Consider the following 14,869-nt stretch of genomic DNA (forward strand, 5'->3'; position numbering starts at 1 on the left):
TCATTTCGTCTCGGCATCCAGGTGCATCAGTACCACGGTGCCATATTCTGTGTTGCGAATCTCGCCTCTTGTGAAGCCTGCCTTCTCACAAGCGCGAATGGCATTGCGATTGGCCGGGTCCGGATCTGTCACGACGCGGACGGCGCCCTCGTCGAACAGTTTTCGGCAAAACGTCCGGATCAGCGCCGACCCATGGCCAAGCCCGGTCAATTCCGCCACGCCGATGAACTGGTCGATGCCGAACGTGCCGGGCGGCTGGTCCTGATACGGATGGTCTATCTCCTCATGCGGATCATAGGACTGGATGTAGCCGATCGGCCGGCCCAGGAATTCGACGATGAACGGTTTCACCGGCGAACCATCGAGGATTTCGGCAATCTCGATCACCGCGTCATCGGCATCCGGCCACCAGCGCGATACATGCGGCGTCTCCAGCCAGCTTTTGAGCATGAGCAGATCACCCTGCTCCACCGGCCGGAAATCATAGACCGCATTACTCGGCATCGAGCTTTTCGACCACCACGTTATAGTTGGTGTAGACGCAGATGTCGGCGGCGATCTGCATGGCGCGGCGGGCGATTTCCTCAGCCGACTTGTCGGTGTCCATCAGCGCACGGGCCGCGGCGAAGGCATAGTTGCCGCCCGAACCGATGGCCATCGTGCCATGCTCGGGTTCCAGCACGTCGCCATTGCCGGTGACGGCCAGGGTGATTGATTTGTCGGCGACCAGCATCATCGCCTCGAGATGGCGGAGATATTTGTCAGTGCGCCAGTCCTTGGCAAGCTCGACGCAGGCGCGCTGCAACTGGCCGGGATATTGTTCGAGCTTGGCTTCCAGCCGCTCCAGCAGCGTGAAGGCGTCGGCGGTGGCGCCGGCGAAACCGGCAATCACCTCGCCCTTGGAGAGGCGCCGCACCTTGCGGGCGTTGCCCTTCATCACGGTTTGGCCAAGCGATACCTGACCATCGCCCGCCATCACCACCTGACCGTCCTTGCGCACGGTGATGATGGTCGTGGCATGCATGGTTCCATAGGGATTGTGTTCACTCATACTTAGTTCTCTTTAATCTCTTACGCCGCGTTCAAGGCAGCCTGTTGCGGCTTATGTAATGGGATGTGATATAAATGCAATGCCGGGGATAGGTCTGGATTCTTCCTCCCCGGCCTGTTAAGGCAGCCGAGATAAACCGCCAGAAACAGGCACTTTGGATGGCAGAAACCGCCCTGACCCGCACGGCAAACGTGTCGCGCAAGACCAATGAGACGCAAGTCTCCGTCACCGTCAGTATCGACGGCACCGGCACCTCGAAGATCTCGACCGGCGTCGGCTTCTTCGACCATATGCTGGATCAGCTGTCGCGGCATTCGCTGATCGACATGGAGATCGAGGCCAAGGGCGACCTGCATGTCGACGATCACCACACGGTGGAGGATACGGGCATCGCCATCGGGCTTGCGATCGCCAAGGCGCTGGGCGACCGGCGCGGCATTACCCGCTATGCGTCGCTGGATCTTGCCATGGACGAAACGATGACGCGCGCTGCGGTCGATGTTTCCGGCCGGCCCTTCCTCGTCTGGAACGTTGTCTTCACGTCGCCAAAGATCGGCACGTTCGACACCGAACTGGTGCGCGAATTCTTCCAGGCGCTTGCCATGAACGCCGGCATCACGCTGCATATCCAAAATATCTACGGCGCCAACAATCACCACATTTCGGAAACATGCTTCAAGGCCGTGGCAAGAGTTCTGCGCACGGCGACCGAGATCGACCCGCGCCAAGCCGGCCRCATCCCGTCAACCAAGGGCACGCTCTGACACATGGCCAGTTATTACGTCCTCACCCCGCCGGGCGCCACCAACCCTGAAAAGCAGACGCTTTTCATCCGCGATGGCTTTTCCTGGCTGGCCTTCCTATTTCCGCTGCCCTGGCTGCTCGTCCGCCGGCTTTGGTTGGTTGCCGGCCTTTCCATCGTACTTTTCCTGCTTGCCGTGCTGGCTGCGGAATATTTGAATCTGGATGGCCTGCCGCTCGCCTACACCGTCGTGCTTAGCCTGTGGACCGGGCTCGAAGGCGGCCATATCCGGGCGATGGCCTTGCAGCGCCGCGGCTGGGACCTGCAGGCGAGCATTGCCGCCCAATCGATCGACGAGGCAGAGGCGGTCTATTTCGACGAACTGCCGCAAACGAGCAGCAACGGACCCGCGCCCAGCTTCTCCGGCGGATCCGGATCGCATCCGACGCATACGGTGGCGCTCGGCCTTATCGGCCCTTACGGGGGCCGTTGATGCGTGTCGCGATCATCGATTACGGTTCCGGAAACCTGCGCTCCGCCACCAAGGCCTTCGAACGGGCTTCACGTGAAACCGGCGTCGACGCCGAAATCGAGCTGACCGACAAGGCCGATCGGGTTGCCATCGCCGACCGGATCGTGTTGCCGGGCGTTGGCGCTTATGCCGATTGCCGCGCCGGGCTCAATGCCGTGCCGGGCATGGTCGAGGCGCTCTGTGACGTGGTCGAAGCCAAGGCACGGCCTTTTCTCGGCATTTGCGTCGGTATGCAGCTCATGTCTTCGCGCGGGCTGGAGAAGACCGTCACTCAAGGCCTTGGCTGGATCAAGGGCGATGTCGTGCTGATGAAGCCGTCCGACGCCGAACTCAAGATACCGCAGATCGGCTGGAATACGCTGACACTGACGCGGTCGCATGCACTGTTCGACGGCATTCCGACCGGCGAAAACGGCCTGCATGCCTATTTCGTGCATTCCTATCATCTGGCAGCCGAGAACCCGAGCGACATTGTCGCCACAGCCGACTATGGCGGGCCGGTGACGGCCTTCGTGGCGCGCGACAACATGGCCGGTGCGCAATTCCATCCAGAAAAGAGCCAGACCCTCGGGCTTCGGCTGATTGCCAATTTCCTCAAATGGGCGCCCTGACATGATCCTCTTCCCCGCCATCGATCTCAAGGATGGCCAATGCGTGCGTCTGAAGCTCGGCGATATGGGCCAGGCCACGGTCTACAATCCCGATCCGGCGGCGCAGGCGAAAGCCTTCGAGGATCAGGGTTTCGAATGGCTGCACGTCGTCGACCTCAACGGCGCTTTCGCCGGTGAAAGCGTCAATGGCGCCGCAGTTGAGGCAATCCTGAAGGCGACGAAGAATCCGGTACAGCTCGGCGGCGGCATCCGCACGCTCGATCATATCGAGGCGTGGCTGGCCAAGGGTCTTGCCCGCGTCATCCTCGGTACGATCGCCGCGCGCGATCCGGCGCTGGTGATCGAGGCCTGCAAGCGTTTCCCCGGCAAGGTCGCCGTCGGCATTGATGCCAAAGGCGGCAAGGTGGCGGTCGAGGGTTGGGCGGAAGCATCCGAGCTCGGCGTCATCGAACTCGCCAAGCGCTTCGAAGGCGCCGGCGTTGCGGCGATCATCTACACCGATATCGATAGAGACGGCATCCTGACGGGCATCAACTGGGCTTCCACTTTGGACCTTGCTCACGCCGTCTCGATTCCGGTCATTGCCTCGGGTGGTCTCGCCTCGCTCGACGACATTCGCCGCATGGCCGAGCCGGACGCGGCAATCCTTGAAGGCGCGATTTCCGGCCGCGCCCTATACGATGGTCGCATTGACCCGACAGAAGCTCTAAAGATATTGAAGGCCGTATGAGCGGAGAAGCGAGATGACACTCAAGGCCCGCGTAATCCCCTGCCTGGACGTCAAGGACGGCCGTGTCGTCAAGGGCGTGTCGTTCGTCAACCTGGTCGATGCCGGCGATCCGGTCGAGGCGGCAATCGCCTATGACGCAGCCGGGGCCGACGAGCTCTGCTTTCTCGACATTACCGCGTCTTCCGACAATCGCGAGACGATCTTCGACGTCGTCGCGCGCACTGCCGAGCGGTGCTTCATGCCGGTGACGGTCGGCGGCGGTGTCAGGGCGCTTGCCGATATCAGAAAACTGCTGCTTTGCGGCGCCGACAAGGTTTCGATCAATTCGGCGGCGGTGAAGAATCCGGATTTCGTCGCCGAAGCGGCCGACAAGTTCGGTGATCAATGCATTGTCGCCTCGCTCGACTGCAAGAAAGTGTCTGCAGAGGGTGAGGCTGACCGCTGGGAGATCTTCACTCATGGCGGGCGCAATGCCACTGGGCTCGATGCAGTCGAGTTCGCCCATGCCATGGTCAGCCGCGGCGCCGGCGAATTGCTCGTCACCTCGATGGACCAGGATGGACAGAAGAGCGGTTATGACATTGCGCTGACGCGCACCATTTCCGACGCCGTGCATGTCCCCGTCATCGCCTCCGGCGGTGTCGGCACTCTCGACCATCTGGTCGAGGGAATCACCGAAGGTCACGCCAATGCCGTGCTGGCGGCGTCGATTTTTCACTTCGGCACCTATACGGTGGGGCAGGCAAAGCGCTATATGGCGGATCGTGGCATCGCCATGCGCATAGACTAGTTTTGTGTTATGCTTTTTCGGGCAGACTGTTCGGAAAAGCATCCTAAGGACATCCGATGAGCGATTTCACGCTTGCCGATCTCGAAGCCATCGTTGCAGCCCGCGCGCAGGCATCCCCCGACGAATCCTGGACAGCCAAGCTTTTTCACGCCGGCCAGCCGAAAGCCGCCAAGAAACTTGGCGAAGAAGCCGTGGAGGCCGTGATTGCCGCGATCGCCAATGATCGCAAGAATCTCACCGACGAAGCGGCCGACCTGCTCTACCATCTTCTCGTCGTGCTGAAGATCGCGGGCATTCCGCTCTCCGACGTCATGGCCGTGCTGGAAGCGCGCACCGCTCAATCAGGCCTGACCGAAAAAGCTGCCCGGGTAAAGGCATGAACCAGGAAATCCGCCTCAGGGATCCCGGTGAACCGCTCGACCATCTGGTCGACGATGATTATTCGCCGTTCAAGTTTTTCACCGCCGAGGAATGGGCGCATTTCCGCGCCGACACGCCGCTGACGCTGTCGGCCGACGAAGTGCAACGCCTGCGCTCGCTGAACGACCCGATCGATCTCGATGAGGTCCGGCGCATCTATCTGTCGCTGTCGCGCCTGCTGTCGGCGCATGTCGAATCGTCGCAGATGCTGTTCCAGCAGCGCAAGCAGTTCCTCAATCTTTCCAACGACCAGAAGACACCGTTCATCATCGGCATTGCCGGTTCTGTGGCGGTCGGCAAATCGACCACGGCGCGTATTCTGAAAGAGCTCTTGTCGCGCTGGCCGTCGAGCCCCAAGGTCGATCTTATTACCACCGACGGTTTCCTGCAGCCCAATGCCTGGCTGCAGAAGGAAAACATGATGGACCGGAAGGGTTTTCCGGAAAGCTACAATATGCCGGCGCTGCTCAAATTCCTCTCCGCCATCAAGGCGGGGCAGGGTGATGTGCCGGCGCCGCTCTATTCGCACCTGACCTATGACGTGCTGCCGGATCAGTTCCAGGTCATCGACGTGCCGGATATCCTGATCTTCGAGGGTATCAACGTGCTGCAGGCGCGCGACCTGCCGGCCGATGGCAAGATCGTGCCGATGGTGTCGGATTTCTTCGACTTTTCGATCTATATCGACGCCGAAGAGCAGCTTATCCATCGCTGGTACGTGGCGCGGTTCATGCGGCTTAGGGAAACCGCCTTCCGCAAGCCGGAATCCTTCTTCCATCGCTATGCGACGATTTCCGAACAATCGGCGCTAGCGATCGCCGAGGGTCTTTGGGCCAATATCAACCTGAAAAACCTCAAGAAGAATATTCTTCCGACGCGGCCGCGCGCCGACCTCATCCTGCAAAAGGGCGAGAATCACCTGATAGAGAAGGTGGCGTTGAGGCGTCTCTGATTATTTGGCAAGTGTAACGCGGCGAAGCGTCAGGTTGATGCGCCCCTCGCGCTTCAGCAATGCGGACGTGCCCGGATAGATTCGGTCGACGCCGTGAAAGGCGAGCCGGTTGTCACCGCCGATAATGACGATGTCGCCGCTTTCCAGCCGGAAAGAGATTGTCCTCTCCTCTCGCCGCACACCGCCGACCCGGAAAAGGCAGGCATCGCCCAGCGAGATCGACAGGACCGGTGCGGAAGGTTCCTTCTCGTCTTTGTCCTGGTGCAGGCCCATTTTTGCTTCGGGACCGTAATAATTGACGAGACAGGCCTCCGGCTGGATGTCGGTGCCGGAGGTTTCGTTCCAGATGTCGACGAGCATTTCGGGGATCGGCGGCCACGGCAGACCTGTGACCGGGTGCGTCGGCTGGTAGCGATAGCCACGTTCCTGGTCTGTCACCCAGCCGAGCGAGCCGCAATTGGTCATCCGCACCGACATCGGCTGTCCGCTTCTTGGCATGATCGGCGTGTAAAGTGGTGCCTGTGCCACAATTTCGCGAATTACCTCGACCAACGCCTCCTGCCGGTCGCGGTCGAGATAGCCGGGAATGTGGCGGACGCCCTTGGGAAAGACCAGCATTCTATTGCTGCCCGTTGATGACGGTTTCGGGCACCTGGTAGTTCTTGATCCACGCAGTCTGCGCCGCATCCATCGGACCGATAATGTCGTCGATGTGCACCCAATGACCCCTAACGAGACGGGCCAGCCCCAGAACCGTCAACCCGTCCATGTCATCCTCCTGGCCGGCAAAGGCCGTTGTTTCCGGATCGATCGGCTTGCCGCCGGGACGCTGCGGATCGGCCATGACGAAGGCCCAGTCGCCATCGGTGCGCATGGCCTGGATATTGAATTCGACCGGTCCACGCATCTGCGCTTCGATCGCCGGCCGGATCGCATCGAGGATTGCCACTCGTTCCGCCGAGCCCTTGGCGGGCTCGTGGATTTGACCGGCAAGCGCGAGCGCAGCCGATGTCAGTGACAGAAAAATGGCGATGATCAGCCTCGGCATGACGATTCCCTCCGGCGTGATTGTTATGTCGGGCGAGTGCCTTGGCAAAGGAATTTATTCAGAGGCTGATCAATGCCGTACCGGCCACCGCCAAGGCCGCACCCAGCCAGGCCGGCGGCGCAGGTGCCTTGCCGGTGCGCAGCCAGACCATCGGCAGGATCACCACCGGCGTCATCGACGACAAGGTCGAAACGATGCCGACATTGCCATGCGCCAGCGCTGCCATCAGCAGCGACATGCCGAGGCCCGTGCCGCAGACGGCTGCGGTGACGGCGAGCAGCAGCATTTTCGGCGAAAAATTGTAAGGCTGCTTCCAGGCTTGCAACGGCAGGAAGGCAAGGAGGGTGAAGACGATCGCGGCCAGTCCTGAACGAATCGCCATGGCGGTGAACGGCTCGGCGCCTGCCGCCATGGCCGGCCGCGCAAACAGGCTGCCGAGCGCCTGGCCGAGTGCGGTGACGACGCCCAGTGCGATGCCGAACCACGGTACTTTCTCACCGGACGTCACAGCGGGATCGCTGCGGCCCGGCAAGCCGATTGCCATGATGATGCCGGCGAGAACGAGGACGATGCCGCCGCCCTGGCGCAGGCTGATCGTTTCACCGAAGACGAAATAGCCGAGCGCCAGCGCGAAAGGCGAGGTGAGCGAGAAGAGCAGCGCGGTCCGCCGCGGGCCGATCGAGTAGATGGTGGCAAAATAAGTAGTGCTGGCGATGATGATGCCGAACAGGCTGGAGCAGGCGAGATAGCTCAGCGCTTCCCATGTGATCGTCCGCCAGCCGCCGAGAACCAGTGACACAGCCGCCGTCATCAGGAAAGCGGCGGTCAACTGCCAGCGCGCCAGGCGCAGCACATGAACACGCCCCCTGAGTTCACCGATCAGCATGCCGCTGGTCGCGATGCAGGTCGCCGCAGCAATGGCGAGGATTTCGGAAAGGAACATGCAGAGTCGTCGATCGAGAAGATGATTCGCTATCGCATGAAGCCAAACGGCCGGCAAGCGCTCCCGCCGGCCGGCTGACCTGTGATATCGCTGAATGCAACAGCTATTTTGCCCGATAGGCATCAGGGATGACGAATACTTCGTCGGCGCGACCGTAGCCGCCATCCTTGACCTCCTCGATCAGCACCATCGTGTGCGGTCGGGCGGCTTCGGTGAAATAATCGACCATCATCGCCGTGGCGCGATGAACCAGTTCTTCCTTCTGGGCCTTGTTGAGCGCGCCTTCCGGCGTCTTGATATTGACGAAGGGCATGATGTTTCCTTTCCTGTTTCAGCGGGTTGGATGGAGGAGTCCGGTGAAGCCGATCCGCTCCAGGAACTGGGCGCGGACGCGGTCGGGCCGGCCGCCATGGGCGGAGAGGTCGCGCATAGAGGCATAGACCTGGTGGCCAGCCCGGGCGAGTGCGCGGGCCATCATGGCGCCAAAACCGCTTGCAGCCCCGGTCACGAGAACGATCTTCTTTTCCATGACATTACCTCAGATCACACCGCCATTGGCGCGGATCGTTTGGCCATTGACCCAGCCGCCGTCGCGGCCGGCGAGGAAGGAGACAAGGCCGGCGATATCGTCCGGCTGGCCCAGGCGGCCGAGCGGGTTCATACCGGATATCGCCTTGACCTGTTCGTCGCTCTTGCCGTTGAGGAAGAGATCGGTCTCGACGGGACCGGGTGCCACGGCATTGACGGTGATGCGGCGCGATCCGAGTTCCTTGGCGAGAATGTGGGTCATCGCTTCGACGCCGGCCTTGGTCGCGGCATAGACGCCGTAGGTCGGCTGGTAGAGGCCAACGACGCTCGAAGAGAAATTGATGATCCGGCCGCCTTCCCGCAGGCGCTTGGCACCTTCGCGCATGCCGCGGAACACGCCACCGAGATTGACGGCGACCTGGCGTTCGAAGGCGGCATCGTCGGTGTCTGCGATGCGGGACAGCTGCATCATGCCGGCATTGTTGACCAGCACGTCGGCACCGCCAAAAGTCTTCTCCGCGGCGTCGAACAGCGTGGCGATGCCATCTGCACTGCCGATGTCGGCGCCGACCGCGACGGCGCCGCCGCCTTTCGCCTCGATCTCGGCGACGACTTGATCGGCCGCGGCCTTGCCCGAGACATAGTTGACGATCACGGCAAAGCCGTCGGCGGCCAGGCGCTTGGCGATTGCGGCACCGATGCCCTTGGATGAGCCGGTGACGATGGCGGTATGTGTTTCAGTACCAGACATGATCTTGTCTCCTTGCTTCAATCTGATGAGACAAAGGTATTTGTTCACGTTGATATAGACAATCACAGGATATTTGACATCTGAATTCGGCTGTGGTGAACAATGGCATATGGACCGTCTTGACCGAATGCAGCTCTTCGTCCGCATCGTCGAACGCCGCAGTTTTGCGGCCGCCGCTGCGGATATGGCGCTGGCACGTTCCACCGCGACCGAAGTGATCAAGCAACTCGAAGCGCAGATCGGCGCACGCCTGCTCGAGCGGACGACACGGCATGTGAAGCCGACGCTCGATGGCGAGGCTTTTTACCGGCGCTGTCTGTCCATTCTTGCCGAAGTGGAAGAGGCCGAAAACATATTCCTCGATGCCCAGCCGCGTGGATTGCTCCGGATCGATGCGCATCCGCTCATGACCCGCACCTTCCTGCTGCCGCGGCTGCCGGAATTCCTGGAGCGACATCCACTGCTCGACCTGCATATCGGCCAGGGTGACCGGCTGGTGGATTTGGTGCGCGAGGGAGTCGATTGCGTGATCCGCGCCGGTGCGCTGGAGGACAGCGGCATGATCGCCCGCAAGCTCACCGATATCACGGAAATCACCTGTGCGAGCCCCAGCTATCTCGAAAAGCACGGCATGCCGACATCGCCGGACGGGCTTGAAGGACACCGAATGGTCGGCTTCATGTCGTCGCGTACAAGTGAAGTCATGCCGCTCGAATTCACCATCCGAGGCGAAACACGGCTCGTGCGCCTGCCGAGCCGAATCACCGTCAACAATTCGGATACGATGGCCGATCTCGCGCGGCTCGGCTTCGGCCTGATCCAGGCGCCGCGCTATCGGCTGGTCGAGGATTTGCGCGACGGATCGCTGATCGAGGTGTTACCGGACTATCCGCCAACGAAGACGCCACTATCGGCGCTTTACCCGCAAAACCGGCAATTGGCGCCGAGGCTCCGTGCCTTCCTGACATGGGCAGCGCAGATTTTCGCCGAGGCGGAGCTTTAGACGCTTCACAATCAGACGTGCAGCGTCAATCAAGGCGGATCAGAACATCACTTTTTCCAGAGGTTTGCGCGTCTTTTCAAACGCCAGCAGCGCTGCCTCCCGCTCGGCAATATAGWTGCGGGCATAAGGCACCGTGTCCTGGTGGCGGGCCAGCTGGATCTGGAACACAAAGAGCCGGTCATGGCGGAAGGCGACTTCCGAGACTGCGAGATAGAATTCCCACATGCGGAAAAACCGCTCGTCGTAGAGCGCGACCGCATCCGCCTTCCGGGCGACGAACCGTTCCCGCCATGCCCGGAGCGTATGAGCATAGTGCATGGGCAGGACTTCGATATCCTTGATCAGCAGTCCGGCTTTTTCGATCGCGGGCAGCACTTCGGCGATCGACGGCATATAGCCGCCAGGGAAGACGTATTTCTCGATGAACGGGTTGGTCGCGTAGTTCGGCCGCGTGCGGCCGATCGAGTGCAGCACCATGACGCCCTGCTTGTCGAGGATGGAGGCTATCTTGCTGAAGAAATGCCGGTAATTGCCGATGCCGACATGCTCGAACATGCCGACCGAGACGATGCGGTCGAAACGGCCCTCGAGGTCGCGATAGTCCCTGAGCTCGAAGCGGACCCGATTGTCAAGGCCGCGCGTCAAAGCACGGTTGCGCGCGACTTTGAGCTGTTCCTGGCTGAGCGTTATGCCGGTGACATCGACATCCGCCGCTTCGGCGAGATAAAGCGCCATGCCGCCCCAACCCGAGCCAATATCGAGAACATTCTTGCCGTCCTCCAGCAGCAGCTTGGCGGCGATGTGGCGCTTTTTGGCAAGCTGGGCTTCGGCAAGGCTGATGCCGGGCGGCTCGAAATAGGCGCAGGAATATTGCCAGTCTTCATCGAGAAAGAGGTCGAACAGCTTGGCGCTCAGATCGTAGTGATGCGAAACATTGTGAAGATTACGATTGATCGGCACGCGCGATCGGATCTGCGCTGCAGCGATGCGCGCCAGTCCGTGGGTGACCATCCTCAGCGTCGCGGCTTTCTTGATGCCGTTGCGACGCACCAGCGACAGGAAGTCGAAAATATTTCCTTCTTCGACGATGAAGCGGCCATCCATATACATTTCCCCGAGCCGTAGCGCCGGGTCGCGGCCGATCGCCCGCTCTGCTGCTGTGTCGGTGATGCGCACCACGATCGTGTCTTCCGAACCGTCGCCGAACGTCTGCGTTTCGCCAGACGCTCTGATGAGCTTCAGCGAACCCTTCCTGACGATTTTGGCGATCATTGCAGCGATATCCAAGGCCATGCTTCCCCCAAAGCTGGTGATCCCGATATGCTGGCTTCCACTTTCCATGGATGAAAGACGAGCCAGCAGCCTTAACGTGCCTGAAAAGGCAGCCTAGGACAACCGCTACCGCATGTTTCCCGAGATGAGTCCCCGTTTCAGGACAAGGTTATGCGCAAAAAACGAAGAGCGAAAGCGCGTCACTTCAATCCATAACGACGCGACGCGCTTTGGCGGTAGCTATTCGTCATCCACCTTGCCCCTTGCCTTCTTTACATCTGACCGGCCGGCCTTGGCCTTGAGGCGCCGTTCCACGGAGCCGCGGGTGGGCTTGGTCGGGCGACGCGGCGGAGGCGGCGGCTGATTGGCTTCAAGGATCAATTCCTTCAGCCGTTCGCGCGCGTCCTCGCGATTGCGGTCCTGGGAGCGGAATTTGGCGGCAAAGATGACGACCACGCCTTCCTTGGAAAGCTTGCGCCCGAAGACACGGCGGGCATTGAGCCTGACGCGTTCGGGCAGTGATGGCGAATGCAGCAGATCGAAGCGGAGCTCTACGGCGGTGGCGACCTTGTTGACGTTCTGGCCGCCCGGCCCGGACGCCAGGACGAAATTCTCCGTCAACTCCCAGCCGGCAATAGCGATATTGTCATCGATGTAGAGCGTGTCGGCGGCCATGGAAAACTCCTTGCCGCTTCCTTGCCATGAAAGGCAGCGGGCCGGAAGAGCACCGACAAGCAAAACCCGGCGTGGTCGGCGCCGGGTTTCACGTGAATCCATTCTACCATCTCGTTCGAGAGGCGGCCTCCCTCCGCCTCTCGAACGAAAGTCTGGACTATTCAGCCGCGATGCGCATGCCCGGCGCCGCGTCACGGACAGAGCCATCGACGTGGTTCTCGAACTTGGCGAAATTGGCGACGAACATGTCGACCAGCTTGCGGGCCTGAGCGTCGTAGGCAGCGCCGTCAACCCAGGTCGAGCGCGGGTCGAGGATCTTGGTCGAGACGCCCTCGACGGCAACCGGAACTTCGAAGCCGAAATTGTGGTCGCGGCGGAAGATCGCATCGTTGAGCTTGCCGGACAGGGCTGCCGTCAGCAGCGCCCGCGTGGCCTTGATCGGCATGCGTGAACCGGTGCCATAGGCACCGCCGGTCCAGCCGGTATTGACCAGCCAGCAGGTGACGCCGTGCTTGGCAATCAACGCCTTGAGCAGATTGCCGTATTCCGCCGGATGACGCGGCATGAACGGGGCACCGAAGCAGGTCGAAAAGGTTGCTTCCGGCTCGGTCACGCCCTTTTCCGTGCCGGCAACCTTGGCGGTGTAGCCGGAGAGGAAGTGATACATGGCCTGGTCCGGCGTCAGCCGGGCGATCGGCGGCATGACGCCGAAGGCGTCAGCCGTCAGCATGATGATGGTTTTCGGATGATTGCCACGGCCGCTTGCCGATGCGTTCGGAATGAAATGCAGCGGGTAGGCGGCGCGGGTATTTTCCGTCAGCGAGTTGTCAAAAAAGTCCGGCAAGCGGTTGGCATCGAGCGGCACATTTTCCAGGACCGTGCCGAAACGTTCGGTCGTGGCATAGATCTCCGGCTCGGATTCGCGCGACAGTTTGATGGTCTTGGCATAGCAGCCGCCTTCGAAATTGAAGACACCCTGCTCGCCCCAGCCATGCTCGTCATCGCCGATCAGCGTGCGGTTGGGGTCGGCCGAGAGCGTCGTCTTGCCGGTGCCGGATAGGCCGAAGAACACCGCCGTGTCGCCGTCGGCGCCCATATTGGCCGAGCAGTGCATCGGCATGACGCTCTTGGGCGGCAGCAGATAATTAAGCGCGGTGAACACCGATTTCTTCATCTCGCCGGCATAGGAGGTGCCGCCGATCAGGATCAGGCCATTGGTGAAATCGCAGGCGATCACGGTCTCCGAGCGCGTGCCGTGACGTGCCGGATCCGACTTGAAGTCGGGCAGATCGATGATCGTCAGCTTCGGCACGAAGCTTTCGAGGTTTGACCGATCGGGCCGGATCAGAAGGTTGCGGATGAACAGCGAGTGCCAGGCAAATTCGGTGACCACACGGGTGGGCAGGGCATTTTCAGGGTCGGCGCCACCGATCAGGTCCTGCACATAGAGCGATTTGCCTTTGGCATGCGCCAGCATGTCGGCTTTGAGCGTCGCGAACTGCTCCGGCGACATGGCGCGGGTATTGTCCCACCAGATCTGGCTGTCGGTGTTTTCATCGCGAACGACGTGCTTATCCTTGGGCGAACGGCCGGTATGTTGGCCGGTCAAGGCCCGGAGAGCGCCATGAGCCGTGAGCACCGCTTCGCCGTTGCGGATCGCGTCCTCATAGAGTTCCGCCTCGGAATAGTTGTAGCGAACCGACACCAGATCGATGAATCCCTGCGCTTCCAATTTGAGATCCTGGTTCGTCATTCCGAGCTCCTCCATGGCGTGTTCCTTTCCCAATGAGATAGCCGATTTGTTGAGATAGACAGAAAAATTTTAAAAATACAAGCGTTTAAAATTGGATTAAGTTAATAGTATCAATGATTTAATCGATTTAAAAAATCAGACTTAATTTTAAATCGTTTGAATCAGAGACTTAACAGATACCGCCGCCACCCAATGTCGCAGGCAAACCGCGCCAGGCAAAAACAAAGTCCAAAAGGGTTTGCCACAATTTGTTCCACGTTTATACTCATGCATGCGCCGCTGACCTCTGCGCGGACATTCGAAAATGGAGACTTTCATGGCGACAATCGCCCTGGTCGACGACGACCGGAACATCCTGACCTCGGTATCGATTGCACTTGAAGCCGAAGGCTATAAGGTCGAAACCTATACGGATGGTGCCTCGGCGCTCGACGGATTGCTGCAGCGGCCGCCGCAGCTCGCCATCTTCGACATCAAGATGCCGCGCATGGACGGCATGGAGCTGTTGCGCCGGCTCCGGCAGAAATCCGACCTGCCGGTGATCTTCCTGACGTCCAAGGACGAGGAGATCGATGAGCTGTTCGGACTGAAGATGGGCGCCGACGATTTCATCACCAAGCCGTTTTCGCAGCGCCTGCTGGTCGAGCGCGTCAAGGCGGTCATGCGCCGCGTGGCGAGCCGCGAAGCGGCAGCGGCCGGCGGTGCCATGCCTGCCAAGCCCGGCGCGGTGCAGACGAAATCGCTGGAGCGCGGCCAGCTGGTCATGGACCAGGAACGCCACACCTGCACCTGGAAGGGCATACCGGTGACGCTGACGGTGACCGAGTTTCTCATCCTGCACGCACTGGCGCTTCGGCCGGGTGTGGTGAAAAGCCGCGACGCCTTGATGGATGCGGCCTATGACGAACAGGTCTATGTTGACGACCGCACCATCGACAGCCACATCAAGCGGCTGAGGAAGAAGTTCAAGATGGCCGATGACGATTTCGACATGATCGAAACGCTGTATGGCGTCGGTTACAGGTTCCGCGAAAGCCCAGGCGCCTGATAGTATAGGCCTGATAGTAT

19 protein-coding genes and 1 pseudogene are annotated in these 14,869 nt (G+C 60.6%); 9 read left to right on the top strand and 11 right to left on the bottom strand.

The annotated features are described in order from the left end of the window. Positions 1-504, bottom strand: a complete 504-nt coding sequence (locus tag AC1DYF_RS01705) for a GNAT family N-acetyltransferase (RefSeq protein WP_477874596.1) — start codon at positions 502-504, stop codon at positions 1-3. Then, positions 494-1,051 carry an ATP-dependent protease subunit HslV gene (gene hslV / locus AC1DYF_RS01710; protein WP_477874598.1) on the bottom strand — a complete coding sequence of 186 codons (558 nt, stop codon included), beginning with the start codon at positions 1,049-1,051 and terminating at the stop codon, positions 494-496. Before hslV ends, AC1DYF_RS01705 begins: the two co-directional genes overlap by 11 nt. Before the next feature lie 158 nt (positions 1,052-1,209). Between hslV and hisB the strand changes: the two genes are divergently transcribed. The 7 genes from hisB to coaA are packed head-to-tail and all read left to right on the top strand — an operon-like array spanning position 1,210 to position 5,828. Next, positions 1,210-1,815, top strand: a complete 606-nt coding sequence (gene hisB / locus AC1DYF_RS01715; RefSeq protein ID WP_477874600.1) for an imidazoleglycerol-phosphate dehydratase HisB — start codon at positions 1,210-1,212, stop codon at positions 1,813-1,815. 3 nt (positions 1,816-1,818) lie between these two features. Beyond that, positions 1,819-2,286, top strand: coding sequence for a DUF2628 domain-containing protein (locus tag AC1DYF_RS01720; RefSeq protein WP_477874602.1), 468 nt, complete (start codon positions 1,819-1,821; stop codon positions 2,284-2,286). Next, positions 2,286-2,936 (top strand): imidazole glycerol phosphate synthase subunit HisH, encoded by a 651-nt coding sequence (gene hisH / locus AC1DYF_RS01725; RefSeq protein ID WP_477874604.1) that lies wholly within the window; start codon positions 2,286-2,288, stop codon positions 2,934-2,936. The genes AC1DYF_RS01720 and hisH overlap by 1 nt, the downstream gene beginning before the upstream one ends. Before the next feature lies 1 nt (position 2,937). Then, positions 2,938-3,666 carry a 1-(5-phosphoribosyl)-5-[(5-phosphoribosylamino)methylideneamino]imidazole-4-carboxamide isomerase gene (hisA, locus tag AC1DYF_RS01730; protein WP_477874606.1) on the top strand — a complete coding sequence of 243 codons (729 nt, stop codon included), beginning with the start codon at positions 2,938-2,940 and terminating at the stop codon, positions 3,664-3,666. Between the two features lie 13 nt (positions 3,667-3,679). Then, on the top strand, positions 3,680-4,456 hold the full coding sequence (gene hisF, locus AC1DYF_RS01735) for an imidazole glycerol phosphate synthase subunit HisF (protein ID WP_477874608.1): 777 nt from the start codon (positions 3,680-3,682) through the stop codon (positions 4,454-4,456). Positions 4,457-4,512: 56 nt separating this feature from the next. Further along, positions 4,513-4,836, top strand: coding sequence for a phosphoribosyl-ATP diphosphatase (locus AC1DYF_RS01740; RefSeq protein WP_477874610.1), 324 nt, complete (start codon positions 4,513-4,515; stop codon positions 4,834-4,836). Next, positions 4,833-5,828 (top strand): type I pantothenate kinase, encoded by a 996-nt coding sequence (gene coaA / locus AC1DYF_RS01745; RefSeq protein ID WP_477874612.1) that lies wholly within the window; start codon positions 4,833-4,835, stop codon positions 5,826-5,828. Before AC1DYF_RS01740 ends, coaA begins: the two co-directional genes overlap by 4 nt. Here coaA and AC1DYF_RS01750 read toward each other — a convergent pair whose 3' ends face one another. From AC1DYF_RS01750 to AC1DYF_RS01775, 6 genes and pseudogenes are all read right to left on the bottom strand, one after another. Continuing rightward, entirely contained in the window at positions 5,829-6,446 is a 618-nt protein-coding gene (locus AC1DYF_RS01750) for an alpha-ketoglutarate-dependent dioxygenase AlkB (protein WP_477874614.1), read from the bottom strand. 1 nt (position 6,447) lies between these two features. Next, complete coding sequence (locus tag AC1DYF_RS01755; RefSeq protein WP_477874616.1) at positions 6,448-6,876, bottom strand: hypothetical protein; 429 nt, start codon at positions 6,874-6,876, stop codon at positions 6,448-6,450. A 58-nt stretch (positions 6,877-6,934) separates the two neighbouring features. After that, complete coding sequence (locus AC1DYF_RS01760) at positions 6,935-7,819, bottom strand: DMT family transporter (RefSeq protein ID WP_477874618.1); 885 nt, start codon at positions 7,817-7,819, stop codon at positions 6,935-6,937. 103 nt (positions 7,820-7,922) lie between these two features. Further along, positions 7,923-8,132 carry a tautomerase family protein gene (locus AC1DYF_RS01765; protein WP_477874620.1) on the bottom strand — a complete coding sequence of 70 codons (210 nt, stop codon included), beginning with the start codon at positions 8,130-8,132 and terminating at the stop codon, positions 7,923-7,925. 111 nt (positions 8,133-8,243) lie between these two features. Continuing rightward, a pseudogene (locus AC1DYF_RS01770) lies at positions 8,244-8,348 on the bottom strand (SDR family NAD(P)-dependent oxidoreductase); the annotation flags it as partial. 9 nt (positions 8,349-8,357) lie between these two features. Beyond that, complete coding sequence (locus AC1DYF_RS01775) at positions 8,358-9,098, bottom strand: SDR family oxidoreductase (protein ID WP_477874622.1); 741 nt, start codon at positions 9,096-9,098, stop codon at positions 8,358-8,360. A gap of 109 nt (positions 9,099-9,207) precedes the next feature. On the opposite strand from AC1DYF_RS01775, the gene AC1DYF_RS01780 reads away from it, so the two are divergent. Beyond that, positions 9,208-10,101, top strand: a complete 894-nt coding sequence (locus AC1DYF_RS01780; RefSeq protein ID WP_477874624.1) for a LysR family transcriptional regulator — start codon at positions 9,208-9,210, stop codon at positions 10,099-10,101. A gap of 39 nt (positions 10,102-10,140) precedes the next feature. On the opposite strand, the gene AC1DYF_RS01785 is transcribed toward AC1DYF_RS01780, so the two are convergent. The 3 genes from AC1DYF_RS01785 to AC1DYF_RS01795 form a co-directional block, all read right to left on the bottom strand. Next, positions 10,141-11,394: a class I SAM-dependent methyltransferase gene (locus AC1DYF_RS01785; RefSeq protein WP_477874626.1), complete on the bottom strand. Its 1,254-nt coding sequence runs from the start codon at positions 11,392-11,394 to the stop codon at positions 10,141-10,143. Positions 11,395-11,613: 219 nt separating this feature from the next. Beyond that, positions 11,614-12,048, bottom strand: coding sequence for an alternative ribosome rescue aminoacyl-tRNA hydrolase ArfB (arfB, locus tag AC1DYF_RS01790; protein WP_477874628.1), 435 nt, complete (start codon positions 12,046-12,048; stop codon positions 11,614-11,616). Between the two features lie 157 nt (positions 12,049-12,205). Continuing rightward, positions 12,206-13,816, bottom strand: coding sequence for a phosphoenolpyruvate carboxykinase (locus AC1DYF_RS01795; protein ID WP_477874630.1), 1,611 nt, complete (start codon positions 13,814-13,816; stop codon positions 12,206-12,208). Positions 13,817-14,117: 301 nt separating this feature from the next. On the opposite strand from AC1DYF_RS01795, the gene AC1DYF_RS01800 reads away from it, so the two are divergent. After that, the gene (locus AC1DYF_RS01800; RefSeq protein ID WP_477874632.1) at positions 14,118-14,849 is read left to right on the top strand and encodes a response regulator transcription factor; all 732 of its coding nucleotides are present in this window, start codon (positions 14,118-14,120) and stop codon (positions 14,847-14,849) included. Positions 14,850-14,869 lie beyond the last annotated feature (20 nt).

The sequence above is a fragment of the Rhizobium sp. P2_G9 genome (genome assembly GCF_056403475.1).